Origin of the sequence: Actinomadura sp. B10D3, assembly GCF_039871695.1 — a bacterium.
Lineage (GTDB): Bacteria > Actinomycetota > Actinomycetes > Streptosporangiales > Streptosporangiaceae > Spirillospora > Spirillospora madurae.
Window position 1 is genome coordinate 179,821 of sequence record NZ_JBDPLY010000014.1, and the last position, 26,418, is coordinate 206,238.

20 protein-coding genes are annotated in these 26,418 nt (G+C 73.0%); 11 read left to right on the top strand and 9 right to left on the bottom strand.

Annotation, left to right across the window (positions count from 1 at the left end):
- Positions 1-258 precede the first annotated feature (258 nt).
- Complete coding sequence (locus tag ABGB11_RS22210) at positions 259-1,266, top strand: ATP-dependent DNA ligase (RefSeq protein ID WP_347635732.1); 1,008 nt, start codon at positions 259-261, stop codon at positions 1,264-1,266.
- A 28-nt stretch (positions 1,267-1,294) separates the two neighbouring features.
- Here the strand turns inward: ABGB11_RS22210 and ABGB11_RS22215 are convergent, their stop codons facing one another.
- The 3 genes from ABGB11_RS22215 to ABGB11_RS22225 form a co-directional block, all read right to left on the bottom strand.
- The gene (locus ABGB11_RS22215; protein WP_347635734.1) at positions 1,295-3,742 is read right to left on the bottom strand and encodes a hypothetical protein; all 2,448 of its coding nucleotides are present in this window, start codon (positions 3,740-3,742) and stop codon (positions 1,295-1,297) included.
- A gap of 318 nt (positions 3,743-4,060) precedes the next feature.
- Positions 4,061-4,462, bottom strand: a complete 402-nt coding sequence (locus ABGB11_RS22220) for a TSUP family transporter (RefSeq protein ID WP_347635760.1) — start codon at positions 4,460-4,462, stop codon at positions 4,061-4,063.
- A complete protein-coding gene (locus tag ABGB11_RS22225; protein WP_347635735.1) occupies positions 4,432-4,851 on the bottom strand; it encodes a MarR family winged helix-turn-helix transcriptional regulator in 420 nt (139 codons plus the stop codon). The genes ABGB11_RS22220 and ABGB11_RS22225 overlap by 31 nt, the downstream gene beginning before the upstream one ends.
- 69 nt (positions 4,852-4,920) lie before the next feature.
- Between ABGB11_RS22225 and ABGB11_RS22230 the strand changes: the two genes are divergently transcribed.
- Positions 4,921-6,372 carry an MFS transporter gene (locus ABGB11_RS22230; RefSeq protein ID WP_347635736.1) on the top strand — a complete coding sequence of 484 codons (1,452 nt, stop codon included), beginning with the start codon at positions 4,921-4,923 and terminating at the stop codon, positions 6,370-6,372.
- A 21-nt stretch (positions 6,373-6,393) separates the two neighbouring features.
- Positions 6,394-6,951: a YceI family protein gene (locus ABGB11_RS22235; protein ID WP_347635737.1), complete on the top strand. Its 558-nt coding sequence runs from the start codon at positions 6,394-6,396 to the stop codon at positions 6,949-6,951.
- Between the two features lie 308 nt (positions 6,952-7,259).
- Here ABGB11_RS22235 and ligA read toward each other — a convergent pair whose 3' ends face one another.
- Complete coding sequence (gene ligA / locus ABGB11_RS22240; protein ID WP_347635738.1) at positions 7,260-9,251, bottom strand: NAD-dependent DNA ligase LigA; 1,992 nt, start codon at positions 9,249-9,251, stop codon at positions 7,260-7,262.
- A 74-nt stretch (positions 9,252-9,325) separates the two neighbouring features.
- Between ligA and ABGB11_RS22245 the strand changes: the two genes are divergently transcribed.
- Entirely contained in the window at positions 9,326-10,915 is a 1,590-nt protein-coding gene (locus tag ABGB11_RS22245) for a bis-aminopropyl spermidine synthase family protein (RefSeq protein WP_347635739.1), read from the top strand.
- Between the two features lie 157 nt (positions 10,916-11,072).
- Here the strand turns inward: ABGB11_RS22245 and ABGB11_RS22250 are convergent, their stop codons facing one another.
- Positions 11,073-11,528, bottom strand: a complete 456-nt coding sequence (locus ABGB11_RS22250; RefSeq protein WP_347635740.1) for a DUF6069 family protein — start codon at positions 11,526-11,528, stop codon at positions 11,073-11,075.
- A gap of 112 nt (positions 11,529-11,640) precedes the next feature.
- On the opposite strand from ABGB11_RS22250, the gene ABGB11_RS22255 reads away from it, so the two are divergent.
- Positions 11,641-12,315, top strand: coding sequence for a TetR/AcrR family transcriptional regulator (locus ABGB11_RS22255; protein ID WP_347635741.1), 675 nt, complete (start codon positions 11,641-11,643; stop codon positions 12,313-12,315).
- Positions 12,312-12,704 (top strand): nuclear transport factor 2 family protein, encoded by a 393-nt coding sequence (locus ABGB11_RS22260; RefSeq protein WP_347635742.1) that lies wholly within the window; start codon positions 12,312-12,314, stop codon positions 12,702-12,704. Before ABGB11_RS22255 ends, ABGB11_RS22260 begins: the two co-directional genes overlap by 4 nt.
- A gap of 16 nt (positions 12,705-12,720) precedes the next feature.
- Here ABGB11_RS22260 and ABGB11_RS22265 read toward each other — a convergent pair whose 3' ends face one another.
- Entirely contained in the window at positions 12,721-16,437 is a 3,717-nt protein-coding gene (locus tag ABGB11_RS22265; RefSeq protein ID WP_347635743.1) for a protein kinase, read from the bottom strand.
- A gap of 337 nt (positions 16,438-16,774) precedes the next feature.
- Between ABGB11_RS22265 and ABGB11_RS22270 the strand changes: the two genes are divergently transcribed.
- The 3 genes from ABGB11_RS22270 to ABGB11_RS22280 are packed head-to-tail and all read left to right on the top strand — an operon-like array spanning position 16,775 to position 19,531.
- On the top strand, positions 16,775-17,620 hold the full coding sequence (locus ABGB11_RS22270; RefSeq protein WP_347635744.1) for a peptidoglycan-binding protein: 846 nt from the start codon (positions 16,775-16,777) through the stop codon (positions 17,618-17,620).
- Positions 17,621-17,661: 41 nt separating this feature from the next.
- Positions 17,662-18,549: a peptidase inhibitor family I36 protein gene (locus ABGB11_RS22275; protein WP_347635746.1), complete on the top strand. Its 888-nt coding sequence runs from the start codon at positions 17,662-17,664 to the stop codon at positions 18,547-18,549.
- Between the two features lie 37 nt (positions 18,550-18,586).
- The gene (locus ABGB11_RS22280; RefSeq protein ID WP_347635747.1) at positions 18,587-19,531 is read left to right on the top strand and encodes a SpoIID/LytB domain-containing protein; all 945 of its coding nucleotides are present in this window, start codon (positions 18,587-18,589) and stop codon (positions 19,529-19,531) included.
- 52 nt (positions 19,532-19,583) lie between these two features.
- Here ABGB11_RS22280 and ABGB11_RS22285 read toward each other — a convergent pair whose 3' ends face one another.
- On the bottom strand, positions 19,584-20,513 hold the full coding sequence (locus ABGB11_RS22285) for an NBR1-Ig-like domain-containing protein (protein ID WP_347635762.1): 930 nt from the start codon (positions 20,511-20,513) through the stop codon (positions 19,584-19,586).
- A 169-nt stretch (positions 20,514-20,682) separates the two neighbouring features.
- Between ABGB11_RS22285 and ABGB11_RS22290 the strand changes: the two genes are divergently transcribed.
- Positions 20,683-21,657: an NAD(P)-dependent alcohol dehydrogenase gene (locus tag ABGB11_RS22290; RefSeq protein WP_347635748.1), complete on the top strand. Its 975-nt coding sequence runs from the start codon at positions 20,683-20,685 to the stop codon at positions 21,655-21,657.
- Here the strand turns inward: ABGB11_RS22290 and ABGB11_RS22295 are convergent.
- Both ABGB11_RS22295 and ABGB11_RS22300 read right to left on the bottom strand, forming a co-directional pair.
- Entirely contained in the window at positions 21,647-24,271 is a 2,625-nt protein-coding gene (locus ABGB11_RS22295) for an HAD-IC family P-type ATPase (protein WP_347635750.1), read from the bottom strand. The genes ABGB11_RS22290 and ABGB11_RS22295 overlap by 11 nt on opposite strands.
- A 144-nt stretch (positions 24,272-24,415) precedes the next feature.
- Complete coding sequence (locus ABGB11_RS22300) at positions 24,416-25,090, bottom strand: FadR/GntR family transcriptional regulator (protein ID WP_347635751.1); 675 nt, start codon at positions 25,088-25,090, stop codon at positions 24,416-24,418.
- Positions 25,091-25,112: 22 nt separating this feature from the next.
- Between ABGB11_RS22300 and ABGB11_RS22305 the strand changes: the two genes are divergently transcribed.
- Complete coding sequence (locus ABGB11_RS22305) at positions 25,113-26,336, top strand: MFS transporter (RefSeq protein ID WP_347635752.1); 1,224 nt, start codon at positions 25,113-25,115, stop codon at positions 26,334-26,336.
- The last annotated feature ends 82 nt before the right edge of the window (positions 26,337-26,418 follow it).

The following is a 26,418-nucleotide window of genomic DNA, read 5'->3' on the forward strand; positions in this document are numbered from 1 at the left end:
CCCCCCTCGCGGTCGAGCACCTGGTGCCTCGCGACTGCCCCTATGGCTCGTTCACCGCGCCCACCCCGGTTCGTGGCGCCGATGTCATCGTCCTGCGACACCTGGCCCCGACGACCTTCTGACACCGCACCGCTCCGGGTGGCTCAGCGCGAAGCAATGACCTGGTCATCGCCGGCTCAAGGATGGTGCGGGGCCGCTGTCGGGGTGAGGTGGCCGGGTAGCCGTAGGCCATGAGCCGGCTTCGGGGACGTTGACGCCGTGCACATCCGTGCGGCCGTCGTCCCGATGATGGCCACCGCCGTCGATCGCATCCCCGAGGAACGCGCCTGTCCAGGTGGGTGCCGGTACGAACCCAAGTGGGACGGGTTCCGGACGCTCGCGATCGTGGACGAGGACGGCGGCGTGCATCTGTGGTCGCGCCGCCGCAAACGGCTGAACGGCGCCTTTCCCGAAGTGGTGACGGCGGTCTTCGAGGCCGTCCCGCCCGGCACCGTCGTCGACGGCGAGATCGTCCGGTGGGGAGGCGACGGGCGACTCGACTTCGGTGCGCTGCAGCGCCGCCACGCGGCCGGCCGCCGGCGCGCCGACCTGGCGGTCGCCGAGCCGTGCCACTACGTGGTGTTCGATGTCCTGGAGGCCGGTGGGGTGGACTACCGCCCCCAGCCGTTGGCACGGCGGCGGGCGGCGCTGGAGGGGTTGCTGGCCGAGCTTCCGGGGACGTCCCGGGTCGTGCTCTGCCCGCAACTGGCCGACGTCGGCGAGGCGCGGTTGTGGTTCGAGGTGCTGACCGCACAAGGGATCGAGGGCCTGGTGGTCAAGGCCGCGGACGGTGTGTACCGGGAGGGGAAGCGCGGGTGGTGGAAGGTCAAGCACCGCCTCACCACCGAGGCGATCATCGGCGGCGTCACCGGGACGGTGGCCGCCCCGGAAACCCTCATCCTCGGCCGGTACGAACCGGACGGCCGGCTGCGCGTGATCGCCCGGTCCACTCCGCTGCCGCCCGCCGCGCGAGCGGACCTGGGCGGCGTCCTGACGGCGGCGGGCCAGGACCATCCCTGGCCCGCCGAACTGCCCCCGGGCTGGGCCGGCGGCCTGCCCGGCGCCGAACGTCCGGCCGCCTACACGCGCGTCGTCCCAAACGTCGTGGTGGAGATCAGCGTGGACGCGGCCGTCGAGCACGGCCGGTGGCGCCACGCGGTCCGGTACGTCCGGGTCAGACCGGACGTACCGCCCGGCGACGTCCCGTCCGGCACGGACATCGAGTGAGCCGCCCTACCGCGTAGGCGCACATGCCCTAGATCCGTCCGTCGCCCTGCGGGGCGATGACGAGGGTGACGCCCGCGGCACCCGCACCCGCGGCGTACTCGCCGACCGCTAGCCGCATCAGACCGTTGTGGTTGCCGTATTCCTCGCTGCCGACCAGGACCGACGCGGCGCCGGGCATGCGGTAGGTGAGCTTGGACGTGCCGTGCTCGCCCTGCTGCCAGACACGCACCGCGTCCCCCTGGACCTGGATCGTGCCGGGGGTCCGTCCGTCATGGGAGAGCACCGGTGCCACCCGTCGCACCGGCCCGTCGTAGCCGCGGAGGATCGTGGTGACCCGGGTCTCCCGCGGGGTGACCGCGAAGCGCTCCTCGACCGCCGTGACACCGCCGCCGAAGTCGCCCTCGTACCGGACCGTGAACCTGACGTCGTCGCCGCGCAGCCGGGTCGGACGGACGACGGCGTCCTGCGTCAGCTCCGGTTCGAGCTCGCCGAAGTGGCGCCACTGGCCGGGGCCGGTCTCCCACGCCACGCCCATCCCGGTCGTCGGCGGCTTCGGGCCGTCCGGCACCCGGTACTTCGGCGCCGCCAGCAGCGAGTCGCTCGACCCGAGCTGCGGTGAGTGGCCCGCGAAGTGCGCGCGGACGAACCCCGTCGCGTCGTAGTGGTGGTCGCCGGCGGTGTCGATCTCCACGTAGCCGCCACCGGCGTTCGCGAAGACCTTGTGCAGCGGCTCGATGTGCAGGACGTAGCCACCGGTGTCCGCGGGGGCGGGCCGTTCCTTGACCCTCTCGGTCGCGGCCGCGTGTTCGTAGGCGATGGCGAGCATCGACATCGGCAGCAGGTTGTACTGCGAGTGGCCCGAATAGGACTCGTATCCGAAGCTCTGCGCCGGGTCCATCCAGTTCTTGACGATCTGCATCTCCCCGCTCGGACGCACCCAGCGGAACATGGAGCGCAGCGCGAGGTGCGCACCCCGCTTGAAGTAGGCCGCCAGATCCTTGTCACCGGCGGCCAGCGCGCGTGCCGCGAAGACCTCGTAGGTCACGCACTGCTCCGCCTCGTTCCACTGGTGGTGCGCGGACCTGCCGCCCGCGGGCAGCTCACCGTTCGGCGACTGCATGAAGAGGCTGGTGACGGCCGCGCGGCGCAGGGCCTCGGTCAGCTCGGCCCGGTACGGGCCGGTGTACCCCCGCGCGATGAGGTCCCCGAGCCAGAGACGCGGGAAGTGGTCGTAGGGCATCGGGCCCTCCAGATAGAGCCCGTAGGACGTGTCGAAGTGCTTGCCCTGCGCGGCGAAGCTCACCTCGGGGTAGCGGTCGGACGCCACCCGCAGGCCCATCTTCTGGAACAGCGCCTCACCGCTGGCGGCGACGATGTTCCAGTTGTTGACACCGATGGCCGAACGGTAGGTGGCGAACGGGTCGAACCGTCCGATGTCGTGCTTCCAGGCCGCCGAGCGCGCCGTGGGGACATGCGGTTCCAGCAGCCGGATCGCGTGGGCGAGCATCGGCGCGAAGAAGTCCTCGTGGCCGTCCGCGGCGGTGCGGTCGGCGAGTTCCCGGGCCGACCAGTCCAGCGCGAGCGCGGCCTGTTTCAGGAGGTCCTTCCGCCCGGCGTACACGACCAGGGCCGCGGCGGCGTGGGCGAAGGCGGGGGTGCTGTACTGGAACTCGCGGTTCCGGTAGGGATCGATGATCGCGCCGTCGGCGTCCTGCCGGGCCTTCCAGAAGTCCACCTCGCTCGCGATCAGCCGCAGGTAGTCGCCCCGCCCGAGGCCGGTGGGCCGGACCCGTCCGCCCGCCGACCGCGACCGGTGACCGTCGAGCAGCCGCGCCGTCGGGTCCGGCGTGGTCAGGATCGGCCCCCAGGTGCTGGTGACCGGGGCGTCGGTGAAGGTGACGCGGACCGGCTCCGGCTCCGCCGCCGGCTCGATGACCAGGGCGTTGACGACCCAGTTGTCCGCGGGCGAGTCCACGGTGACGTCGACCCCGGTACCGCCCTCCGGCACGACGAGCGTCGCGGTGAGCTCGGCGAACTGCGCGTAGCTCGGATGCAGCACCGGCAGCGGCTCGCCGCCGTCCACGCCCGGCACCCGCAGCCGGGTGAAGTGGTCGGCGAACGTCAGGTCCCCGGACAGGACGCGCAGGCGGTGGCGGCCCGGCGCCAGACCCCCGATCCGGAACACGTGGGCCGCCTTGCCGAACACGAAGTCGCGCTGCGGGGCATCACCGCCCCGGTCACGGACGCTGAGCCCGTCCGCCGAGACCCAGCCGTATCCCCGCGCCTCGCTGTAGGCCTCCGTCCCGGCCCGGACGTAGCCCGGCGCCGGCTCCGGCGCCGCGCCGCCGAAGTCCAGGCGGAGCGTCCCGGCCGCCCGCCCTTGCGCCGCCCCTGCGGGAGCCGCCCATCCGGGCATCGTGCCTACCAGTGCCGCCCCCAGCGACCCCGCGAGAAACGCGCGCCGTCCTGTGTCCATGTCCTCGCTCCTTTGCCGGCGATCAGCGATCAGTGCTCAGTGGTGTGCAGGTCATCGGCCCCGGCCCCGTGCGGGGTGGCATCGAACGGTTCCTCCGAGGGAGCGGTCCTGGCGGAAGAACTGAAAGCGCTTTCTCATAAGGCCGGCGAACGGCCGGAAGCAGCATCGTGGTGGGCGGCGCCGACGGAGCCCTTCATCGACCCTCCTCCAGAAAGCGCTTACAGAGAGCGCTTTCTGGAGAGTAGGTTGCCCCATCGGCACCGTCAACCCCTCGTATCGACACTGCTCGAAGCCTCTCGGATGGCGTCGGGGGCGCGGTCAGCCGATCGTCTGCTGGATACAGAGGGCGCCCAGGGCGGTGGCCAGGAGGCCGAGGCACAGCCGCAGGACGGTCTCGGGGAGCCGGGGTTGCAGCCGTGCGCCGAGGTAACCGCCGGCGAGTCCTCCGAGGCCGCAGGCAAAGCCGCCCGACCAGTCGGGCGCGATGTCGCCGTGTGCGGCGAGCGACAGAACCGCGTACGTGACCGCCCCCACCAGGGAGGTGAGGAACGTGGACGCGAGCGCGGCCGGGGCGACACGGGCGATGGGCATGCCGCGGCCCACCAGGATGGGGCCGAGGACGGAGCCGCCGCCGATCCCGTAGACGCCTCCGACGGTGCCGACCGCGCCAAGCAGACGCCCGACGTCCTCTACTCGTTGACCCCCATCGCCGTTATGCAGCGCTGGAGCAGGTCGGTGAGCTGCTCGCGCTGGTCGTCGTCCAGGTCGGCGATCATGCGGTCCTCGATGCCTCGGGCGATGACGTCGGCCTTGTCGAGGAGTGTGCGTCCGGCCTCGGTCAGGGCGGCGCCGAGGATGCGGCCGTGTCCGGGGCGGGGGCTCAGTTCGAGCAGGTCGCGGCGGCCGAGCTCGGCGACGATCTTGTGCATCGTCTGCGGCGTGACGTGCGTGCGGCGCGCCAGTTCGGCCGAGGAGATGCCGGGCGTGGCGGCGATGAGGTGCAGGACCGTGCTCTGCACCGGCGTGAGGTCCAGATCGGTCAGGGCGTCCCGTAGCTCCACGCGGACCAGGTGCTGGAGCTGCATGAACGGCGGAAGCGGGCGGCTCATGGTTGACATGTTATCAGCTTGGCTGATACTGATTATATCAGCCAAGCTGATAACTGAGGAGATCCGCTGATGTTCACCTCCCTCCGCACGCCGCACCCGGCCGGTGATCGTCGCCGGTGGTGGGCCTTGGCCGTCATCGCGCTGGGGCAGTTGATGGTGGTCTTCGACGTCACGATCGTGAACGTCGCCCTGCCGACGATCGGGCGGGACCTCGGTGTCTCCGAGTCCGGCCGCTCCTGGGTGATCACCGCCTACACCCTGGCCTTCGCGGGGCTGCTGCTGGCGGGCGGCAAGATCGCCGACAACCTGGGTGCCCGGAAGGCCTTCCTCATCGCACTTGCCGGCTTCGCCGCCGCGTCCTCTGTGGGCGGGGCCGCGACCGGCCTCGCGATGCTGCTGGCCGCCCGCGCCGGCCAGGGCGCGTTCGCCGCCCTGCTCGCACCCGCGGCGATGTCGATGGTCACCGCCACGTTCCCCGACCACCGTGAACGCGCACGTGCGTTCGGGGTGTTCGGCGTCGTGATGGGCGGTGGCGCCGGGGTCGGGCTGGTCCTGGGCGGCGTCCTCACCGAGCACCTGAGCTGGCATTGGACGTTCTACATCAACGTCCCGTTGGCCCTGTTCGCAGGACTGGGGGCCGTCCTCGTGCTGCCCGTGGGCCCGGCGCACCAGGCGCGGGTGGACATGGCCGGCGCCGTTCTGGCCACCGCCGGGCTGGTGGCACTGATCTACGGGTCCAGCACCGCCATTTCACAGGGCTGGACGGCACCGATCGCGCTCGCTGTCGGGGTCCTCCTGCTGACCGGGTTCGCCGTCGTCCAGGCACGCGTCCGGCACCCGCTGCTGCCGCCGCGGATCGTGACCGACCGCAACCGGGGCGGCGCCTACCTGGCCTTCGTCCTGGTCATGAGCGGCATGTCCGGGATGTTCCTGCTGGTGTCCTACTACCTGCAGACCGTCGCCGGGTACACCGCCGTCCGCGCCGGCGCGGCCTTCCTGCCGTTCGCCGCGACCACCCTGCCGGCCTCCATCGCCGCCGGGCGCGTGATGACCCGCATGCGGACGGGCACGCTGCTGGCGACCGGGCTGCTGCTGGCCGCCGCGGGGCTGGCATGGCTGACCCGCCTCGACGCCGGCACCGGCTACGCCTCCGGCGTCCTGCCCGCGCTGCTGCTCATCGGCGCCGGGGTCGGGACGCTGTCCCCGGTCGCCGCCAACCTCGCCACTCTGGGCGTCCCCGGCCATCAGACCGGTATCGCGGGCGCAGCCTTCAACGTCTCCGAACAGGTCGGCGCGTCAGTCGGGGTGGCCGTCCTCAACACCATCGCGGTCGCCGCCGCCCATCCCTCGACCGCCGGAACCGTCCACGGCTACACGGTCGCCGCCGGCAGCGCCGCCGTCCTCCTGGCGGTCGGAGCGGTCGCCGTCAGGGCTCTGGTCGACGCTCGCCTCGGAACTGACACCGCCCCTGCCACGGACATGGGCACCGGGCAGCGCACGCCCGTTCTCGCTCACCACTGAAATACCGGAAGGAAACATGTCATGACCACCGCGACCACTCAGATTCCCGGCTACATCCCCGGTACCTGGCAGATCGACCCGATCCACTCCGACGCGACGTTCTCCGTCCGCCACCTCGTCTCCAAGGTCCGCGGCAGGTTCCGCACCCTCGAAGGCGAGATCCACGGGGCCGCAAACGTGCTCGACTCCTCCGTACGCGTCACCATCGCCGCCGACTCGATCGACACCAACAACCAGATGCGCGACGACCACCTGCGGTCCGCCGACTTCCTGGAGACCGGCACCTACCCGACCCTGACCTTCGCCTCGACCCGGATCCGGCCCAAAGGCGACGCCTTCCTCGTCGATGGCGACCTCACCATCAAGGACGTCACCCGGCAGATCACCGCCGACGTCGAGATCGGCGGCTTCACACCCGGCCACGACGGGGTCCCCAGGGCGGGCCTCACCGCGACGTTCGAGATCGACCGCAACGACTACAACGTCAACTTCAGCAAGGTCCTCGAAACCGGAGGCGTGATGGTCGGCGACCGCGTCTCCATCCAGCTCGGAATTCTCGCCGTCCTCCAAGACGAGTAGCGGAGCGTACGAGCTCTGCTGTCCCAGCGGACGCCGGCTGACGGGCACGCCTCGTCACGCCGGCGTCTCCCGCGTGGAGTGGTTCTCCCTCAGCCAGTGGGAGAAGCGGTGCGTGATCGAGACGGGGTCGATGAAGAGCTTGGCGATGCCCTAATGAACGCGGCGTGTTCGTCCTGGCCGCGAGGCCCGGCGCTCTTGCTGGTCCGCGCGATGCTCGCCCGGCCCGGCACCGCCACGGAGACCTCCTCCGTCAGCCGCCTCTGATCGGCCCCGCACCGCCTGGAGGGCGTGCAGCGTCGGCGGTGCGGTCAGACGACGCCGGCTTCGGCCAGCCAGCGCCAGAGTTCGTCCTGCTGGACGACGGTGACGCCGAGTTTCTCGGCCTTGCCGGTCTTGGCGGCGCCGACGTTGGCGCCGGCGAGCAGGTAGTCGGTCGTGGACGAGACCGACGAGGCGGTCACCGCGGCGGCCTGCTCGACCAGGCGGGTGACGTCCGGGCGGCTGATCTTCGCGCCCGAGCGCGGGTCGGTGAAGGCGCCGGTGATGACGACCGACCTGCCCTTGAGCGGGGAGTCGCCGGCGGCGGCCTCGTCGACCGGGCGGTCCTCGTCCAGGACGTCGAGGTTCACGCCGCGCTCGCGGAGCGCCGCGATCTCCTCCCGGACGTCCGCGCGGGCGAAGAAGGCCACCACGCTCTCGGCGACCTTCGGCCCGATGTCGCGGATCGCCACCAGGTCGTCGACCGTGGCCGCGGCGACGTCCTCGATGCGCTCGTAGCCGGCCAGGCACAGGCGCTTGGCCGTGCCCTCGGACGCCATCGGGATCGCCAGCCCGATCAGCGCGCGGCGCAGCCCCATCCCCTTGGAGGACGCGATCGACTCGACCATGTTCCGGGCGCTGACCTCGCCCATCCGCTCGTAGCCGAGCAGCCGCTCGGCCGTCAGGTCGTAGAAGTCGCTGCGGCGCCGGAGCACCCCCTCCTCGGCGAGCTTCTCGATCCAGGTGTCGCCGACGCCCTCCATGTCGGCCGCCGGGCGCGAGGCCCAGTGCATCAGCCGGCGCGTCGCCTGGGCCGGGCACTGCAGGTTCACGCACCAGCGTTCCTCGCCGGTGCCGCGGACCTCCAGTTCGGAACCGCACGACGGGCAGTGCTCCGGCGGGACGATCTCGACCTCGCTCCCGTCGCGCCGCTCCGGCAGCGACCGGCCGGCGAACGGGATCACGTCGCCGCGCCGGACGACCGCGACCGTGTCGCCGATCCGCAGGTCGCGCTCGCGGATCAGCCGCGGGTTGTGCAGGGTGATGTTCTCCACCGTCACGCCGCCGACGAACACCGGGGCGACCTTCGCGCGCGGCGGGACACGGCCGATCTTGCCGACCGGCCACTCCACCGACAGCAGCGTCGTCAGCTTCTCCTCCGGCGGGTACTTGAACGCGATCGCGCCGCGCGGCTCGGCGCTGTTGAAGCCCGCGGCGTCGAACGCCGCCGGCTCGTGCAGCCGGACGACCGCGCCGTCGATGTCGTAGTCGAGCCCGTCGCGGCGGTCGCCGATCTCGTGGATCGCGTCCAGGACCTCGGCGGCGTTCGCGCAGACGTACTGGGCGACCGGCTCGAACCCGGCCGGGATCTCCACGGCGGCGCCGTCGCGGTCGGCACCGAAGGCGTAGAACCGCAGCAGCCGCTTGGCCTTCGCGGCGGCCTCCGGGTCTTTGAGGACGAGCGTCCCGGCGGCGCCCGAGCGGGGGTTGGTCAGCGTGCGGTCGGGGTGGGCCTCGTTGTAGGCCGACCACACCGACCGCAGCATGACGGCCTCGCCGCGCACCTCGACCCGTCCGGGCGCCTCGATCGCGGCCGGCAGGCCCGGGATCACGTGGCGCACCTTCTCGGTGACCAGCTCGCCGACCGCGCCGGTGCCGCGCGTGGCGACGTAATCGAGCTTTCCGCCGGTGTAGACGATGCTGAGGGAGAGCCCGTCGAGCTTCTCCGACACCCGGAAGACCTGGCCGCCGAACCGCTCGCAGAACGTGCGGATCTGCGCCTCGTCCGTCGCCTTCGCCAGCGAGAGCATCGGACGCGCGTGGCGCACGGTCGGCCCGGTCAGCTCCGCCGGGGCGTTGACCTTGCCGAGCGGGCTGTCGGCGGGTTCGAGCTCGGGGTGCTCGGCGACGAGCGCCGCCAGCTCGTCCTTGAGCGCGTCGTAGTCGGCGTCCGGCAGGGGGCTGTCGCCGGTGCCGTAGTACAGGTCGTTCAGCCGCCTGACCTCGGCGGCCAGCTCCAGGATGCGCTTTTCGACGTCCACGCTTCGATTAAACGCGACGGCACCGACAGTCTCCGCCCGCCGCCGGGGCCCGCGGGGCTGGATAGCATCTCCGGGTGGACGATGGGGGGACGGCGGCCGGGCTGCCGGTCGCGGACATGGACCCGCGGCGGATCCATACCGCGCTGAGCCTGCTGGTGGACCGGCGGTGGTGGACCCTCGGCGACCTGGTCCGGGAGACCGGGGCGCCGCGGCGCTCGGTGGAGTCGCTGCTCGCCGGGCTGTCGCTGGAGCGCGCCGGCGGCGACCGGTTCCGCCTCACCCCCGAGCAGAGCGGCGAGATCGCCGACCTGCTGCGCAGCGGCCACCGCCCGCTCGACCCGGCCGATCCCGTGGGGCACCTGCTGCCCGAGTACGCGGGCGTGGTCGAGCGCGTGGCCGGGCTGATCGAGCGGGCACCGCGGGCGCGGCACGTGCTCGACCACGTGTCGGCGACCCCGGAGACGGTCGTACGGCGCGCGCTGCTGCTGGGCGCGCGGTTCTGGCTGCCGGGCGCGCGGCTGCTGTGCGTGGGCGACCACGATCTGACCTCGCTGGCGGTCGGGCTCGTCCACCCCGGCGTGCAGACCACCGTGGTGGACGTCGACGAGCGGATCCTGGCCTACATCGACGCGTGCGCCGCCGACCTGGGAGTGGACGTCCGCACCCGCTGGGCCGACCTGCGGCTGGGGCTGCCGCCGTCGACCGCCGCGTCCGCGGACCTGGCGGTGACCGACCCCCCGTACACGCCCGAGGGCGTCGGGCTGTTCGTGGCGCGGGCCGTGCAAGGCCTGCGCGACCAGGGACGGGGAAGGGTCCTGCTCGCCTACGGGGCGAGCGACCGCACCCCGATGCTCGCGTTGAAGGTGCAGCAGGCGCTGCAAGACCTGAACCTGGTGTCGGAGGCCGTCTACCCGGACTTCAACCGCTATTTCGGCGCGGAGGCGGTCGGCTCTCGGGCCGACCTTTACGTCCTGCGGCCGACCGGCAAGACGCTGCCCGCGGCCGACGCCCGCGCCGACCGGTTCGCCACGGCCATCTACACCCAGGGGCCGCAGGCGGTCGAGGCCCGGAAGGCGGCGACGGTCCCGGCCGACGACATCGCCGGTCTGGAGCCGGACGTCCTGGTCGGCGACTGGCCGAAGGGGACGCTGGCGCAGGTGCCGCGGGTGCGGCTGACGACCTGGCTGGCGAAGCCGTACGCGGCGCGGGTGCGGCGGGCGGCCGTCGCGCTCCCGCCGGGGCTGGAGGCGGCGCTGGTCCGGGTGCTGCTGGCCACCCGCGCCGAGCACGTCCAGGTGTTCCTCCCCGAGCCCCCGGACGACCTCTCGGACGTTGCCGGGCTGCTGGCGGGCGTGTACGAGCTGGAGAGGCGCGGCGCGGCCGTCGAAGCGGTTCGCGTCCCGCCCGGCGGAGACGACCGGGCGTGCCGGATCCTGCGCGCCGTCATGGACCGGGCGCACGGGAAGGTCGCCAACGTCTGGCGCGACGCGCTGATCGACCTGCACGGCGGCCTGACGAAGCGGCAGGCCCGCGCCGTCGTGGCCGAGGCCGCGCCCTGGGCGCGGGACGTCACCCTGCTGGAGGTCCCGGCCCACCGGCTGCGCGAGCTTCCCGGCGCGGTCCACGCGTCCCTGGACCTCGTCCCGGCGGCGTCGACCGGATAGCGGACGACGGCATGCTCGGCCGGTCCGGGCGTGAGCACGACTCCCGGCCGGGCATCACTCGTCCACCGAATGACCACTCGGTCAGCGCAGGAACGGCGGCGGCCCTCCGCGCCGGCCAGGGGCCGGCGGGGAGGGCGCGGAGCCGTCCCGCGGATCGCTAGCGGGTGCGGGCGGGCAGGCGGCCGGCGACCAGCGGGACGACGATCGCGGCGGCCACCAGGTGGGTGGCGATGAGGGTGAGCCTCGTCCCGGTCGTGGCCGAGACGAGCAGGTCCGGCACGACCGACAGGGCGAGCAGGACGCCGGTGACGGCCAGGAACGTGCGCTTGGGCGCCGGGGCCCAGCGGCGCAGCGCCGCCGCCAGCAGCACCCCGATCGCGCTGAACAGCAGCGTCAGCTGGGTGAAGCCCAGCAGCGGGATCGGCTGGTCGTCGATCTCCACCGCCACGCCCGCGCTCCGCGCGGCGGCGGCGATGGCGGTGGTGGCGACGGCGGCGGCCACACAGGCGACCAGGGCGGTGCGCCACATCGGGACGGTGCGGGCCGGATCGGCGGAACGGGTCGCGGACATGGGGGCGGAGCCGAGACGGCCGGTGGTGACGTCGCTCGTCATGGTCTGACCTTGCCTTTCACCGAGGAAGGGATATCCGGTGGACGCTGTGTGTCCGCCGGACACTTGATGTAAGCTAGACACATCCGAGTCGGGTTGACAAGAGGAACGGTGAATGAAAGCGCTCTGGGATCTCCGCGACGAGCCGGAGAAGAAGCCGCGCATGCCGCTGTCGGTGTCCGCGATCGTCGACACCGCGATCGCGATCGCCGACACCGATGGCATCGACGCGGTCTCCATGCAGCGCATCGCCGGCGACCTCGGCTTCACCAAGATGTCGCTCTACCGCCATGTCGCCAACAAGTCCGAGCTGCTCAGCCTCATGATCGACACGGCGGCGGGCGACCCGCCCGACCTCACCGGGGTCCCCGGCGGCTGGCGGGGCAGGCTGGAGGAGTTCGCCCGGCGGCTCGCCGAGGTGTGGCGCCGGCACCCGTGGCTGCCCAACGTCACCGTCGGCAGCCGCGTCATGGGCCCCTGCGAGACCGGGTGGACCGAGGCCGCGGTGGCCGCGCTGGCCGGAACCGGACTCACCGGCGACGAGCGTCTGGCCGCCGCCTTCCTGCTGTTCGGCCACGTCCGCAACACCCAGTCGGTGGACACCGCCGGCACGCAGGCATGGACGGGCGGCAGCGAGATGGCCGAGCTGATCCGCGGTCACGCCGACCGGTTCCCCGAGCTCAACGACGCGCTGAGCGGCCCCACCCCCTGCCTGGAGGACCACGCCCGCGCCTTCGGCCTGGACCGCCTCCTCGACGGCCTGGCCGTCCTGATCGAGCGGCGCTCATGACCGGGCAGGCGCTGGCCAGGGCCTACCTCGGCGCCCTGGGGCGCGGCGACGTGGACGAGATCCTGGCGCTCTTCCACCCCGACGCGGTCGTCCACTCCCCGCTGTACGGGCCGTCGCCCGCCGCGGAGTTCTATCCGCGGCTGCTCGCCGACACCGGCTCGGCGGAGCTGCACCTGCGCGGAGCAACCGAGGGCGAGCGGCTCGTCGGCGTCTGGTTCCGCTTCGACTGGACGCTGCCCTCGGGCGCCCCGGCCGGCTTCGAATGCGTCGACATGCTCGAACTCGACGGCGACGGCCTGATCACGACCCTGCGGATCTTCTACGACACCGTCACGACCCGGAAGGCGTTCGAACGCGAGACCGGCGGCTCCTGGCGCGACACTCCCTGACGCCCGCCGGCGGCGGTCACGCGGACCCGCAGACGTCCCGGTAATCGATCCCGGGCGGGACGTACTGCGCCCACTCGGCGCGGGTCAGGGTGCGTCCCGCGATGGCGCACGCGGTCGCCGCCGGGTTCGCGGGCATGGCGATGTTCCACCGCCGCACGGTCGCGGTGTCGTCGCCGGTGGTCAGCGAGGCCGCGTCCCGGCCGAAGGCCAGGGCGGTCACCGGACCGGAGTGGCCGGCGAGGGGCGCGCCGATCTGGCTCTGCCCGGCGGTGTCCCACAGCTTGACGACCCCGTCGTCGCCGCCGGTGGCGAGCGTGCCGCCGTCCGGGCTGAACGCGAGCGACGCCACCGTGCCGGCGTGCCCGGTCAGCGGGGTGCCGATCTGCCGCCGGTCGCGGACGTTCCACAGCGCGGCCGTCCTGGTGGCGCCGATGGCGAGGGTCGCGCCGTCGGGACCGAACGCCAGAGAGCTGACCGTGGTGGCGAGCCCGCTGATCGGCCGGCCGCGCTGTTCCAGCGTGGAGACGTCCCAGATCTGGACCGCCTGGTCGACGCCGACGGCGACGGTCCCGCCGTCGGGGCTGAACGCCAGTGCCGTCACCCCGTCGCTCTCACCCGAACCGGTGGCGGTGAGCGGCTTCTTCGTGAGCAGGGCGCGCTTCTTCATGTCCCACAGGTGCACCTTGCCGTCGACGGACGTCTCGGTCCCCTGGCTCCGGATTCCGCCCCCGGTCGCGAGGAACCGGCCATCGGGGCTGAAGGCCATCGCGCTGACACGGCCGGTGTGCCTGCCTTCGCCGCCGGACCAGCGGCGCGCGGCCGGGTCCCAGATCCCGACCTCGCCGTATTCGTTGCCGATGGCGAAGGTCTTCCCGTCGGGAGCGACCACGATCCGCGACACCCCCGTCAACCTCGTTTCGGGCGGCACCGGAACGGGCGGCGCCTTCTCCCGCCCGGTCGCGACGTCCCAGACCCGGAAGACGGGGGACTCGCCCGATTCGCTGTCGAAGGCGACCAGGGTCCGCCCGTCCGGGCTGGACCCCTTCGCATGCGGCCACTCTCCCGGAGGGAGGCCGGCGCGGCGTCCGGCGTCGAAGGGACGGTGGTCGGGCTGGTGGACGGCGACGTCCCACAGCCGGACGGTCTTCCTGGAGCCGTCCCCGTCCAGGGAGACGACGGTGCGCTCACCGGCGAACGCCACGACCCGAAGCGGGCCGCCGGCGTCCGTGGCGATCGTGCCGAGGTGGGTGCCGCCGGTCTCCCACAGCTGCGTGCCGATGACCACGACCCGCCCGTCCGGGCTGAACGGTCCCACCTCGCCATCGCCGGCCATGGATATGCGACCGCCCTTTTGCTTGCCGGTCTGCGCGTCCCACAGGTACACGTCGTAGCCCTCGTCCTCACCGTCCCGGATCTCCTGGGTGACGACGGTCCGACCGTCCGGGCTCAGCGCCACCGCCTTGCCCTTCACCGGGAAGGCCTTCCTGGGCCGGCCGGTGGCGAGGTCCCACAGCCGCGCAGTGGACGGGCCGGGGCCCTGCACGCCCGTGGCCACGGTGGCGGCATCGGGGGCGATGACCGTGAAACCGTCAGGGTCCCCGCCCGCCGGAGGATGGATGCCGGGGCCGCGGCGGCGCTTGGTCCGCACGTCCCAGAGCGCGACGCCTTCGCCGCCGTCGACGGCGACGCCCTTCCCGTCGGGGGTGAAGACGACCGAGTGCGGGAAGGGGGTGACGGGCAGGTCACCGAGCGGCCGGCGGGAGCGGACGTCCCAGAGCCGCACGGCGCGCTTCACCTCCCCGTCGTGTTCCGACTCGGTCCCCTCGGACGCCGCGGCGGCCAGCGTCCGGCCATCGGGGCTCAGCGCCACCGACAGGCGGAGGCCGCCCCTGGAGGGGGGCACCAGCCGCAGGAACCCGCCCACCTGGCGGTGTGCCCGGACGTCCCACAGCGCGACCGTGCCGTCCGCGTTGCCGATCGCGAGGAGCCGCCCGCCGCGGTCGGCCGCGACCGCGACGGGATCGCCCTTGTACCCGCTCAGCACGTCGCGGGCCGGCTTGGTGACGACGGTGAGCAGCGCGGCGCGGCTCTCGGGGGTCTCGCGGATGCTCTGCGCCGCGACGGCCAGCAGGGCCGCCTTGTCCGGCGCGGCGCCGCCGAACTGGCCGCTCAGCGCGGCCAGCTGCCGCGAGGCCGCGATGTCGCGCTCCCGCACCGTTTCCCACTGCGCCTTGACCGCCCAGCCCGTGGCCGCCAAAGACAGCACCGTCGTCACCGCCAGCGCGACGGCGACGGCCCGGATGCGGCGCGCACGGGCGGTCTGGGCGCGGGTGCTGGCGTCCAGCAGCCCGCGCTCCAGCCGGTTGAGGGACTGGCGGCGGGCGGCGGTCGCCCAGTGCACGGCCTCGTCCAGGCGGGCGCCGGTCAGCACGTCGCCGCGGCGCCGCCCGTGGTCGTCCCAGGTGCGGACGGCCTGCCGGAGCCGGTGGTGCGCCGCGAGCCCCGCCCGCTCGTCCTCGACCCAGTCCCGCAGCCTCGGCCAGGCCCGCAGCAGGGCCGGGCGCGCCAGGACGACCTGCCCGCCGGTCACCACCAGCAGCGGGTGGAAGGCCCGCACCACGCGCTCCATCGCCTGGGCCTCGTCAGGGTCCTGCCGGTCGGCCAGCTCCGGGACCTGCACGGGACGGGTGGTCAGGCTCCCGTCCTCCCCGGGCACCACGCACCGCAGGAACACCTCGGGGACGAGGTCCCGCTCGCGCGGCGGCAGGGCGGTGTAGGCGTCCTCGGCGACCATGCCGAGCGCCGGGTCGCCCGGCTCCCACCGGGTGTGCGGCCCCGCCTGCGCCGCCCCCGCGGCGACCAGGCCGTCCAGATCGTCGGCGCCGTCGTGCGGGTCCCGGGTCAGCGCCGCCAGGATCGCCCGCGCGGACGGCCGCTCCAGCGGATCCTTGGCCAGCGCCGCCGCGACCAGGGGGCGCAGCGCGTCCGGCAGCGCGGTCAGGTCGGGGTCGTGCGTGCGGATCCGGTGGGCGATCTCGGGCAGCGTGCCGCCCCCGAAGGCGTGCTCGCCGGTGGCCGCGAACACCATGATCGCTCCCCAGGCGAACACGTCGGCCTCGGCCCCGGCGCGCTGCCCCGCGTACACCTCCGGCGCCATGTACCGCAGCGTCCCGGCGAACCCGCTGCCGGTGGCCGAGTGGGTGTCCAGCACCCGCGCGATCCCGAAATCGATCAGCCGGGGACCGTCGGGCCCCAGCATCACGTTGCCGGGCTTGAGGTCGCGGTGCACCACCTTGGCCTGGTGGATGGTCGTCAGGGCCGTGATGATCCCGATGCCGAGGCGGTGCAGGTCGTCCCCGCCGAACCGGCGCCCCGGCCGCCCGCCCGAGCCCGCGACGGCGGACTGGAGGCTCTGCCCGTCGATGTACTCGCTGACGATGAAGGGCCGCGGCGGCTCCAGCCGCACCTGGAGGATCCTGGCGGTGCAGAAGGAGGCGACCCGCTGCGCGGCCCGCGCCTCCGCCGCCATCCGCGCCAGCTCGCCGGGCGAGTCCTCCGCTCCGTGCAGCACCTTGATCGCGACCCGGGCGCCGTCGGGGCCGTAGGCGTCGTACACGACCCCCTGGCCGCCGGCCCCGAGCCGTCCCGCCAACCAGAACTCGCCGATCTGCTGGGGGTCCCCGGGCTCCAGCCGATCCGCCATCGCGTCCACGTCCGTACGCACCTCCGCCACCCGACCGTGATCGATATGTGTGATCACGTCACTACGATGGCGCGAACCCGGGCGGAGTTCAGCGCAACGGTCATGTGCGTCCGGAGCCGCCGCCTTACAGGGTTCCTCCCCTCCCGATGCCGCGGCCGGTTCCCCGCCGAGAACGCACCTCGCGAGGCCTCCGGCGGCTGTCAGATGACGCGTCCGCCTGTACGAAGTGCCTGGCGAACAAGCTGACAACAGCGATCTTCTTGTGGACACGCGGGTGATCGGTGACCGTGGAATCCGCCGAGGGCGTCACCGCCCCGCTCCCAAGCTCCCGCTCCCACGCTCCCAGCTCCCGCCGTCAGGAGATCAGATGAAGCTGCCCACCTATGTCGCCGGCATCGCGGCGGCCGCCCTGCTCACCTCCCTCACCGCGGCGTCCGGGACCTCGGCGGCCCAGGTGGCCGGCCCCGAGGCCCTCCCGAAGGTGAACATGGAGGCCACGGTCAAGGCGGCCCAGATCGACCCGCGGCGTTCCGACGACACGCTGACCCCCGGCGCGAAGGCCAGCGTGCTGCTCGTCGAGCGGGCGCTGCGCGACCGGAAGCTGCTGGCCGCCAAGTGGGTGGACGGCTACTTCGGCACCACCACGGTCGCCGCCTACGCCAAGTACCAGAAGTCGCTCGGCTACACCGGCCTGGACGCCAACGGCCTGCCGGGCAAGACGTCCCTGGCCGAGCTCGGCGCCGGCCGCTTCACCGTCACCCGCGTCATCGCGCCGGGCGCCCGGGTGACCACCGGCGGCGTCGTCGTCAACACCCGGACGCGGAGCATGCTCGCCGAGGCGGAGCGGCTGCTCGGCCGCAAGCTCGTCCTCGACCAGGGGTCCTACAACCCCGGCGGCGACCCCACGTCCGCGGGCACCCACGACGGCGGCGGCGTCGTCGACATCTCGGTCAAGGGGATGGACGCCGCCACCCGGACCGCCGCCGCCCGCGCGCTGCGCCGCGTCGGCTTCGCCGCGTGGGTGCGCAGCCCCGCACAGGGCGACTGGCCGTGGCACATCCACGCCGCCGCCATCAACGACACCGACCTGTCCGGCCCGGCCCAGCACCAGGTCGGCGACTACTACCTCGGCCTGAACGGGCTCGCGAACCGCGGCCCGGACGACGGCCCCACCGTGACGATCCGCACCTGGGAGGAGTACCGGACCCGCTGATCCATCCCACATCCAGGCTCACCCAACGGAGGAGAAACGACATGGGCACGCTCACCAAGATCTTCACCGCGACGACCGCCGCGATCGCGCTCGGCGGGGCGGCGGCCGCCCTCGCCTCGCCCGCCTCGGCGGCGGCCCGCAACGGCGTCTGCGAGAGCGGCGAGTTCTGCTACTACTTCAACAGCGGCAACAAGGGCTCGGTCTCCGACTTCACCGGCTCGGTCGCCGACTACGGCACCGCACAGCCCTCCTGCTACGACTTCAAGGGCGCCGGCAACGGCAAGGGCAAGTGCATCAAGAACAACGCCGCATCCGTCTGGAACCGCAGCAAGAAGACCGTCCGCGTCTACTACAACAGCAACTACGGCGGCAAGTACCAGGACTTCAAGGCCGGCGCCAAGGGCAACCTCAACTCCAGCCTGAAGAACCAGAACGCCTCACACCAGTTCTCGCCGTCGTCGCGCACGAACATGTCGCGCGGGCTGTACACGGCGAGCGGCGGCCGGATCACCTGCGGGTTCGACGGCTACACCAGCACCCCCGGACGGCACGAGGGCATCGACATCGCCCGCGGCGTCGGCTCCGACGTCCGCGCCCTGGTGGCCGGCAAGATCATCTACATCGCGCGCGGGCACACCGGCAGCGGCGGGCTCTCCACCATCTCCGTCTACAACGCCTCGGCGAACAAGACGGTGATCTACCTGCACTCCGCGCCGCGGTCCGGGCTGAGCGTGGGCCAGTCGATCAAGCGCGGCCAGGTCATCGCCGACGAGTCGTGGCGCGGGGTGTCGTCCAGCTCGGCCGCGCACACCCACGTCGAGATGCGGCTCGGACGGCAGACGCACGCGGCCAAGAGCGTCAACGACCCGCACCTGGACAACCCGAACCCGACCTCGTTCTGGCACTCCCAGGGCTACAACGTCCGCTAGGGCGCCCCGCGGCCTCTGACAGAAGAGGAAGACGACAGTGTCGACACGAAACGCGCGGCTGATCTCGCGGCTGACGGCGGGGGCCGCCGCGATGGCGCTCGGCGGGGCGGTCCTGATCCCGGCGACGTCCGCCTCGGCGGCGAGCCGCAACGGCGTCTGCGAGAGCGGCGAGTTCTGCTACTACTTCAACAGCGGCAACAAGGGCTCGGTCTCCGACTTCACCGGCTCGGTCGCCGACTACGGCACCGCACAGCCCTCCTGCTACGACTTCAAGGGCGCCGGCAACGGCAAAGGGAAGTGCATCAAGAACAACGCCGCATCCGTCTGGAACCGCAGCAAGAAGACCGTCCGCGTCTACTACAACAGCAACTACGGCGGTAAGCACCAGGACTTCAAGGCCGGCGCCAAGGGCAACCTCAACTCCAGCCTGAAGAACCAGAACGCCTCACACCAGTTCCTCAGCTCCACACCGCCGACCGGGTGCAAGACCGACGGCACGAACAGCAGACTGCCCACGACGATCCTCGTGTACCGGGTGTCGCTCAACCGCGTGGACCGGGTGTCGTTCAAGACTTACGTCAAGAACGTCCTGCCCAACGAGTGGGTCCCGAGCTGGCCTCGGGAGTCGCTCCGGGCCGGGGCCGTGGCCGTCAAGAGCTACGGCTGGTACTGGGCGCTGCATTCGACGCGCAAGACGCCGGGCGGCCAGTGCTTCGACGTCTACGACAACACCTCCAGCCAGGTCTACAAGCCCGGCTCGGCGACGGCGTCGACGAGCGCCGCGGTGGACGCGACGTGGGGCACCCGGATGACCCGCGGCGGAAAGATCCTTGAGGCCCACTACTGCGCGACGACGACGGCGTGCGGCGGCTGGGTCACCGGGGACTGGATGTCGCAGTACGGCTCGCGCGACAAGGCCGACGCGGGCTGGAGTCACTCCAGGATCCTGAAGGCCTACTACCGCGGGATCACCCTCTCCTGATTCCCGCCCGACCCTGGTTCCCCGCCGTGCCCCTCGCGGCGGGGGACCATCGTCATTGCACGATGATCTGGAAATTGACCGGACGGCTTCCGGGGAACGCGACCTTCCCCGAGGCGTCCACCATCTTGAACCGCACGTAGCAGAGGCCCGGCTTGCGCGGCGTGGTGATGTCGGCCCGGATGTCGACCATCTTCCCGGGTCTCGTGTCGTCGATCGGCACGTCCGAGATGGTCTGGCACTGGTCGGCCCGCTGCGGGACGTCGATACGGCGCAGCGAGTACCCCTCCCACGGGACCTTCCCGGCGTTCTTGAGCCGCCACACCTTCGTCACGGTCTTCCCGGCGCCGACGCGCGAGCAGTCGGGAAGCGTGATGTCCGCGATGAACCTGGCCGCGTCGCCCCGGTGCCGGGGCGGGGCCGGCGGAGGGTTGGACGCGCGCACCGGGCAGTCGGCCGGGGACGGCGTGGCCTTCGCCAGGCTGCCGGACGGCTTCAGCCCGTCCCCGCCCGCCTGGGAGTCGCGATCGACGGCGACCACGATGACGATCGCCGTCCCCATGCCGACGGCCGCCGTCGCCAACGCGAGCGCGACCGGGCGGCTCAGCCGGAACCACGCCCGCCCCTCCGCCTCACCAGCGCGGGGTACCTCGCCGTCCGACCCGATGTCGATGTGCACGGCACGGCTCTCGATGGTCCCGGCGGCCGGGGTCGCGGTCTTCCCCGCACCCGCCGAGCCGACCACCCGGTTCGCGCTCTCCCAGCGTTCGCGGTAGGCGGCGGGGTCGGCGCCGCACGCCTTGACGAACTCGGCCGTGGTCCCCCAGCTCGGAAGCCTGTTCCCTTTCGTGGCTTCATGCAGGGTCGTATGCGAGATTGCCCCAGATCGTCCGGACATTTCCCGGAATGGCGGGTTTCCGACTGATTTGCGCAACTCCCGCAGGGCCGCCGCGAAGTCCGCGATGGCCTCCTCCTGCGCACGCATGTCGCCCACCGCCCGAAGCTAACAGCGCCTCCAGCCACCACTCAAGCACCATCGGGTCTCAGCAAGATCGATCTCGACCGCCCCCGACCGCGCCGGTCAGCCCTCAACGCCCCGCGGGCGGACCGGGGACCGTCTCGCCGTAGATGACGTTCAGCAGAGCATCGTCGGTGTGGGTCGCGGGGAAGAGCTGTGCCCGCCCGACGTGCTGACCCAGAAGGACGTCGACGAGCCCGCCATCGGGCGCGACGACGTGCTCGTGCGGGTGCGGGCCGCCTCGGTCAACCCCTACGACTGGCGCCATGTCGCGGCCGACCCGAAGCTCGTGCGGCTCAGCATCGGCCTGCGGCGTCCGAAACCGGGCCTGGTTCCCGGCGCCGACCTCGCCGGCGTCGTCGAGCGGGTCGGTGACGATGTGACGGGGTTCCGTCCCGGCGACGAGGTCTTCGGGGAGGTCCGGCTGGGGTCGTTCGCCGAGCTGGTCGCCGTCCCGCAGGACAGGCTGGCCGTCAAGCCGGGCGACCTCACCTTCGAGCAGGCGGCCTCGGTGTCGATGGCCGGGCACACCGCGCTGCAAGGGTTGCGGGACGTGGGCAAGATCTCCGCCGGGCAGCGGGTCCTCATCATCGGCGCGTCGGGAGGCATCGGCACGTTCGCCGTCCAGCTCGCCAGGACGTTCGGAGCCGAGGTCACGGGCGTGTGCAGCACCCGGAACGTCGAGCTCGTCCGTTCCCTGGGGGCGGACGACGTCGTGGACTACACCCGCGAGGACGTCCTGAAACGGGACGAACGGTACGACCTGCTCGTGGACATCGTCGGCAACAGGTCGTTCGCGGCGCTGCGGCGCGTCCTCACCCCCAGCGGGACGCTCGTGATCGTGGGCGGCATCGCCAGCCGCCGCGGCGGGCTGCTCGGTCCGGCGGCGCAGGTGATGCGCGGCGCCCTGACCTCCCCCTTCGTCAGCCAGCGTCTCGCCACCGTCAGCTGGAAGCCCAACTCGGCGGACCTCCGGTTCCTGGCCGGACTGATGGAGGAGGAACGGATCGCCCCCGTCATCGACCGGACCTACCCGTTCGCCGAGATCCCCGACGCGCTGCGCTACATCGAGCGCGGCCACGCCCGAGGCAAGGTCGCCATCACCTTCTGACCACCTGCCGCCGGGACGCCCACTTGGCGAGTTCCACGAGGACATAGGTGAGGGCGGCCGTGGCGGCGATCCGGGCCCAGGCCGAGGCGGGCAGCGGGGCGGAGTGGAAGACGTCGTTCATGAAGGGCGCGTAGGTATAGAGGGCCTGGACGGCCACGAGGGCGGCGGCGCCCGCGCCGACCCAGGGGTTGCGGCGGACGCCGTGCCACAGCAGGGGCCGGTCGAGCGACAGGCAGTTGAACAGGTAGGCCAGCAGCGTCGCCGCGAAGACGTTCACCACGATGGTGCGGGCTTCGCCGAGGGAGGCGCCATGGGCCTGCTCCCAGTGGAACAGGCCGAAGGCGCCGGCGAGCAGGATCACCGAGACCAGGAGGATGCGGGCGCCGAGGGAGCGGGTGACGAGCGGGAGCCCCGGGTCGCGGGGCGGGCGGCGCATGATGCCGTCGTCGCGGGGCTCGACGGCGAACGGGAGGCCGAGCACCAGCACGGCGGTCATGTTCAGCCACAGCACCTGGACGGGCAGGATCGGCAGCTCGCCGCCGCCGAGGATCGCCGCCATCAGCACCAGGCCGAGGCCGATGTTGGCGGGCAGCGCCCACACGATGAACTTGACCAGGTTGTCGAAGACGCCGCGGCCCTCCTCGACGGCGGCCCGGATGGACGCGAAGTCGTCGTCGGTGAGGACGATGTCGGCCGACTCCTTGGCGACCTCGGTGCCCGCGCGGCCCATCGCCACACCGATGTCGGCCTGCTTGAGGGCCGGTGCGTCGTTGACGCCGTCCCCGGTCATGGCGATGACGTGGGAGCGGCTCTGCAGGGCCCGGACGAGGCGGAGCTTCTGCTCCGGGGAGACGCGGGCGAACACGGCCGTCTCCTCGACCGCGCCGGGCAGCTCGCCGTCGGGGCAGGCGGCGAGGTCCGCCCCCGTCATGGCCCGGCCGTCGAGACCGATCTGCGCGCCGATCGCGCGGGCGGTGGCGGCATGGTCCCCGGTGATCATCTTGACCCGGACGCCGGCGGTCAGGCACGCCTTCACGGCGCGCGCCGCCTCCTCCCGGGGCGGGTCGTGCATGGCCTGCAACCCCAGGAAGACGAGCCGGGGCAGGCCGTCGAGCCGGTCGGCCGCGGGGTCGACGCGGGCGCGGGCGAACGCGAGGACGCGCAGGGCCTGGTCACCGTAGGCGTGGGCGATCCGGGTGATGCCGTCCGCGTCGAGGGGCTCGGGCTCGCCGCCGGAGGCGAGCTGGGTGTCGCACATGGCGAGCACCCGTTCCAGCGAGCCCTTCACGTAGACGACGCCGCCCGGGTGCAGGGTGGCCATGTACCGGCGCTCGGAGCTGAACGGGATCGTGTCCAGCCGCTCGGGGGCCTCGCCGATGCCCGCTTTGGCCGCGCTGACGACCAGCGCGCCCTCGGTGGGATCGCCCACCACACCGTCCCCGTCGAGGGCGAGCCGGGCGTCGTTGCAGGCCAGCCCGGCGAGCAGGCACTCGCGCGCCACCGCGTCGGCGGGCGGGACGATCTCGCCGTCCGGCGCGTAGCCGATGCCCGTCACCTCGTACAGGCGGCCCGCCGCGGCGATGCCGGTGACGGTCATCTGGTTGCGGGTCAGCGTCCCGGTCTTGTCCGTGCAGATCACGGTGACGCTACCGAGCGTCTCCACCGCCGGGAGGTGCCGGACGATGGCGTTGCGCCGCACCATCCGGGCCACCCCGAACGCCAGCGTGATCGTCACGAGCGCCGGGAGGCCCTCGGGGATGGCGCCGACCGCGAGGGCCACCGCGGCGGTCAGCATGTCCGCGGCGGGCTCGCCGCGCAGCACGCCGACGGCGAAGGTGACCGCCGCGAGCCCGAGGATCACGACGGTCACCACCCGGCTGAAGTGGGCGAGCTTGCGCGTCAGCGGCGTCTGGACGGCGGTGGCCTGGCCGACCAGCCGGTGCACCAGGCCGATCTCGGTGTCCGCGCCGGTGGCGGTGACGATGCCGGTCCCGGTGCCGTAGGTGGCGAACGTCCCGGAGTACGCCATGTCGCGGCGATCGGCCAGCGCGGCGTCCCCGACGGGATCGGGCGCCTTGGCGACCGGGGCGGACTCACCGGTCAGCGCCGACTCGTCCACCTTCAGCTCGGCGACCCGGACCAGGCGCACGTCGGCCGGGATCTTGTCGCCGGCCTCCAGCACCACCACGTCCCCGGGGACGAGGTCGTCCGACGGCACGCGGGCGGGCCGCCCGTCCCGGACGGCCGTGGCGACGGTCCGGGTCAGCGCGGCGAGCGCCGCCAGCGCCCGTTCGGCCCGCGCCTCCTGGACGAACCCGACGATCGCGTTGACGATCACCACGCCGAGGATCACCGAGGCGTCGACGTGCTCGCCTAGGAGGGCCGTGATGACCGCGGAGACCAGCAGCACGTAGATCAGCGGGCTGTGGAACTGCAGGAGGAACCGCAGCACCGGCCTGCGGCGCCGTGCCGCCGGAAGGACGTTGGGCCCGTGCCGGTCCAACCGCGCGGCGGCCTCTCCGGACCCGAGCCCCTGATCGAGGTCGGTGCCCAGGTCGTCCGCGACCTCGGCGGCGGTCCGCTGGTAGGGCTCCAGTGCGGTCGTCGTCGTCACGTTCCCACCCTCGCGTCCGCGCCGCGGCGGCGGACAGGGGCGAAGGTCCCCCACCGGGGCCGGTCCCTGCCGGCTCTGCTCCTCGTTCTGCACGGTCCTCGCGGCCGGAAACGTCAGGCGGCCGGGTCGCTGACCGCCCGCCGCTCAGGGGGACGGGCGGCAGGTGGAGGTGTGGGACGCCGCCTCGCGGGTGGCGGCGCCGGCGTCGCGGGCGCGGATCGCGTCCAGCAGGCGGGAGTGGTCCATGTACTCGTCCACGCGCAGCTCGGGGCTGAAGTGGTCGCGCAGCGACCGCCGGATCACCTCGCCGAGGTCGGCGTACAGCTCGGCCATGACCTCGTTGCGGGACGCCGCCACCACGGCGCGGTGGAAGGCGGCGTCCGCGTCGACGAAGGCGTCGCGGTCTCTCGACTCCCAGGCGGCCTCGCGCCGGTCGAGCAGGTCCTCCAGCCGGCGGAGGTCGTCCTCGGTCCGCCGCTCGGCGGCCATCGCCGCCGCCGACGATTCGAGGGCGCCCCGCATCTCGATCACGTCGCGCCGTTCCACGCCGGCGAAGCGGCGCACCATGACCCCGGCCAGCTCGCTCGTCGCGGCGACGTAGGTCCCCGAGCCGTGCCGGACGTCCAGCATCCCGTTGTGCGCGAGCGCCCGCACCGCCTCCCGGACGGTGTTGCGGGCCACCCCGAGCTGCTCGACCAGCTCCGGCTCGGTGGGGATGCGCGACCCCACCGGCCAGGCGCCGGAGGTGATCTGCCGGCGGAGCGTCGCGACGACATGGTCGAACAGTCCGGTCGGCCGCGGGACGGGACGTAGACTCATCCCATGATTATACGAGTTGCGGATGCCTGAGGAGAGGGCCCCCGCGCCGTCCCCGCCGCGGGTCGCGGCCCGGCCCGGCGTCCGGGCGGGATGGCTCGCGGCGCTCGCGCTGATGCTGGCCGCGCTGAACCTGCGGCCCGCCGTCACCAGCGTCGGCCCGGTCCTGGAGGAGGCCCGCGCCGCTCTCGGGATGAGCGCCACCGCCGCCGGGCTGCTCACCGCGATGCCGGCCGTCTGCTTCGCGCTGGTCGGCTTCACCGCGTCCCGGCTCGCGCGCCGGCACGGGCCCGACGCCGTCGTCCTGTCCGGCATGGGGGCGATCGCGGCCGGGATCGCCCTGCGGCCGCTCGCACCGGACGGCACGGTGTTCGTCGCGCTCAGCGCCGTCGCGCTCGCCGGGATCGCGGTCACCAACGTGCTGCTGCCCGCCGTGGTCAAGCAGCGCTTCCCCGACCGCGTCGGCGCGGTCACCGGCGGCTACGCGATGGCCCTCAACATCGGCGCCTCGACGGCCGCGGCCACCACCGTCCCGCTGGCCCACCGGTTCGGCGACTGGCGGATCGGGCTCGGCGCGTGGGCGCTGGTGGCGGCCGTGGCCGTTCCCGCGTGGATCGGCCTGGCCCGCGACCGCGTCGCGCTCGCGCCCTCGGCGGACCCGGCTCCGGACGCCGAGCGGCCGTCCCTCGCAAGGAGCCCGACCGCGTGGGCGCTCGCCGTCTATTTCGGGCTCCAGGCCACCGCCGCGTACATCGTCATCGGCTGGCTTCCGCAGATCTACCGGGACGCCGGCCTGTCCGCCGAGACGGCCGGGCTGCTGTTCGCCGTGACCTCGGTGCTCGGCATCCCGCTGTCCTTCGCGCTCGCGCTGGTGGCCGGGCGGCTGCGCCGGCAGGGCGGGGTCGCCGTCGCGCTCGGCCTGTTCGGGCTGGCCGGCTACGCCGGGCTGGCCACGGCCCCGGCCGCGGCGCCGTGGCTGTGGGCGTGCCTGCTCGGCGTCGCCAACTGCTCCTTCCCGCTGGCGCTCACGATGATCGGGATGCGCGGGCGGGACGGCGCGACCGTCACGCGGCTGTCCGCCTTCGCGCAGAGCACCGGGTACCTGATCTCGATCCCCGGCCCCGTCCTCGTGGGGGCGCTCTACGAGCACGGCGGCGGCTGGGAGGCGCCGCTGGTGCTCATGGCGGTGCTCATGGTGCCGCAGCTGGCGGCGGGCCTCCTCGCGGGGCGCGACCGCCAGGTCGGCTGAGAGCCCTGCATGTAAGGGCCGGGCATGGGCCGGGCATGCGAAGGACCGGGCACCGTGGTCGGTGCCCGGCCCTCGTGCCGGT

Coding starts and splice junctions, on each gene's coding strand:
- ABGB11_RS22270 (WP_347635744.1), top strand. CDS start 16,775: ATGAAGCTGCCCACCTATGTCGCCGGCATCGCGGCGGCCGCCCTGCTC.
- ABGB11_RS22305 (WP_347635752.1), top strand. CDS start 25,113: ATGCCTGAGGAGAGGGCCCCCGCGCCGTCCCCGCCGCGGGTCGCGGCC.
- ABGB11_RS22230 (WP_347635736.1), top strand. CDS start 4,921: ATGTTCACCTCCCTCCGCACGCCGCACCCGGCCGGTGATCGTCGCCGG.
- ABGB11_RS22255 (WP_347635741.1), top strand. CDS start 11,641: ATGAAAGCGCTCTGGGATCTCCGCGACGAGCCGGAGAAGAAGCCGCGC.
- ABGB11_RS22250 (WP_347635740.1), bottom strand. CDS start 11,528: ATGACGAGCGACGTCACCACCGGCCGTCTCGGCTCCGCCCCCATGTCC.
- ABGB11_RS22215 (WP_347635734.1), bottom strand. CDS start 3,742: ATGGACACAGGACGGCGCGCGTTTCTCGCGGGGTCGCTGGGGGCGGCA.
- ABGB11_RS22225 (WP_347635735.1), bottom strand. CDS start 4,851: ATGAGCCGCCCGCTTCCGCCGTTCATGCAGCTCCAGCACCTGGTCCGC.
- ABGB11_RS22235 (WP_347635737.1), top strand. CDS start 6,394: ATGACCACCGCGACCACTCAGATTCCCGGCTACATCCCCGGTACCTGG.
- ABGB11_RS22285 (WP_347635762.1), bottom strand. CDS start 20,513: ATGCGTGCGCAGGAGGAGGCCATCGCGGACTTCGCGGCGGCCCTGCGG.
- ABGB11_RS22275 (WP_347635746.1), top strand. CDS start 17,662: ATGGGCACGCTCACCAAGATCTTCACCGCGACGACCGCCGCGATCGCG.
- ABGB11_RS22300 (WP_347635751.1), bottom strand. CDS start 25,090: ATGAGTCTACGTCCCGTCCCGCGGCCGACCGGACTGTTCGACCATGTC.
- ABGB11_RS22260 (WP_347635742.1), top strand. CDS start 12,312: ATGACCGGGCAGGCGCTGGCCAGGGCCTACCTCGGCGCCCTGGGGCGC.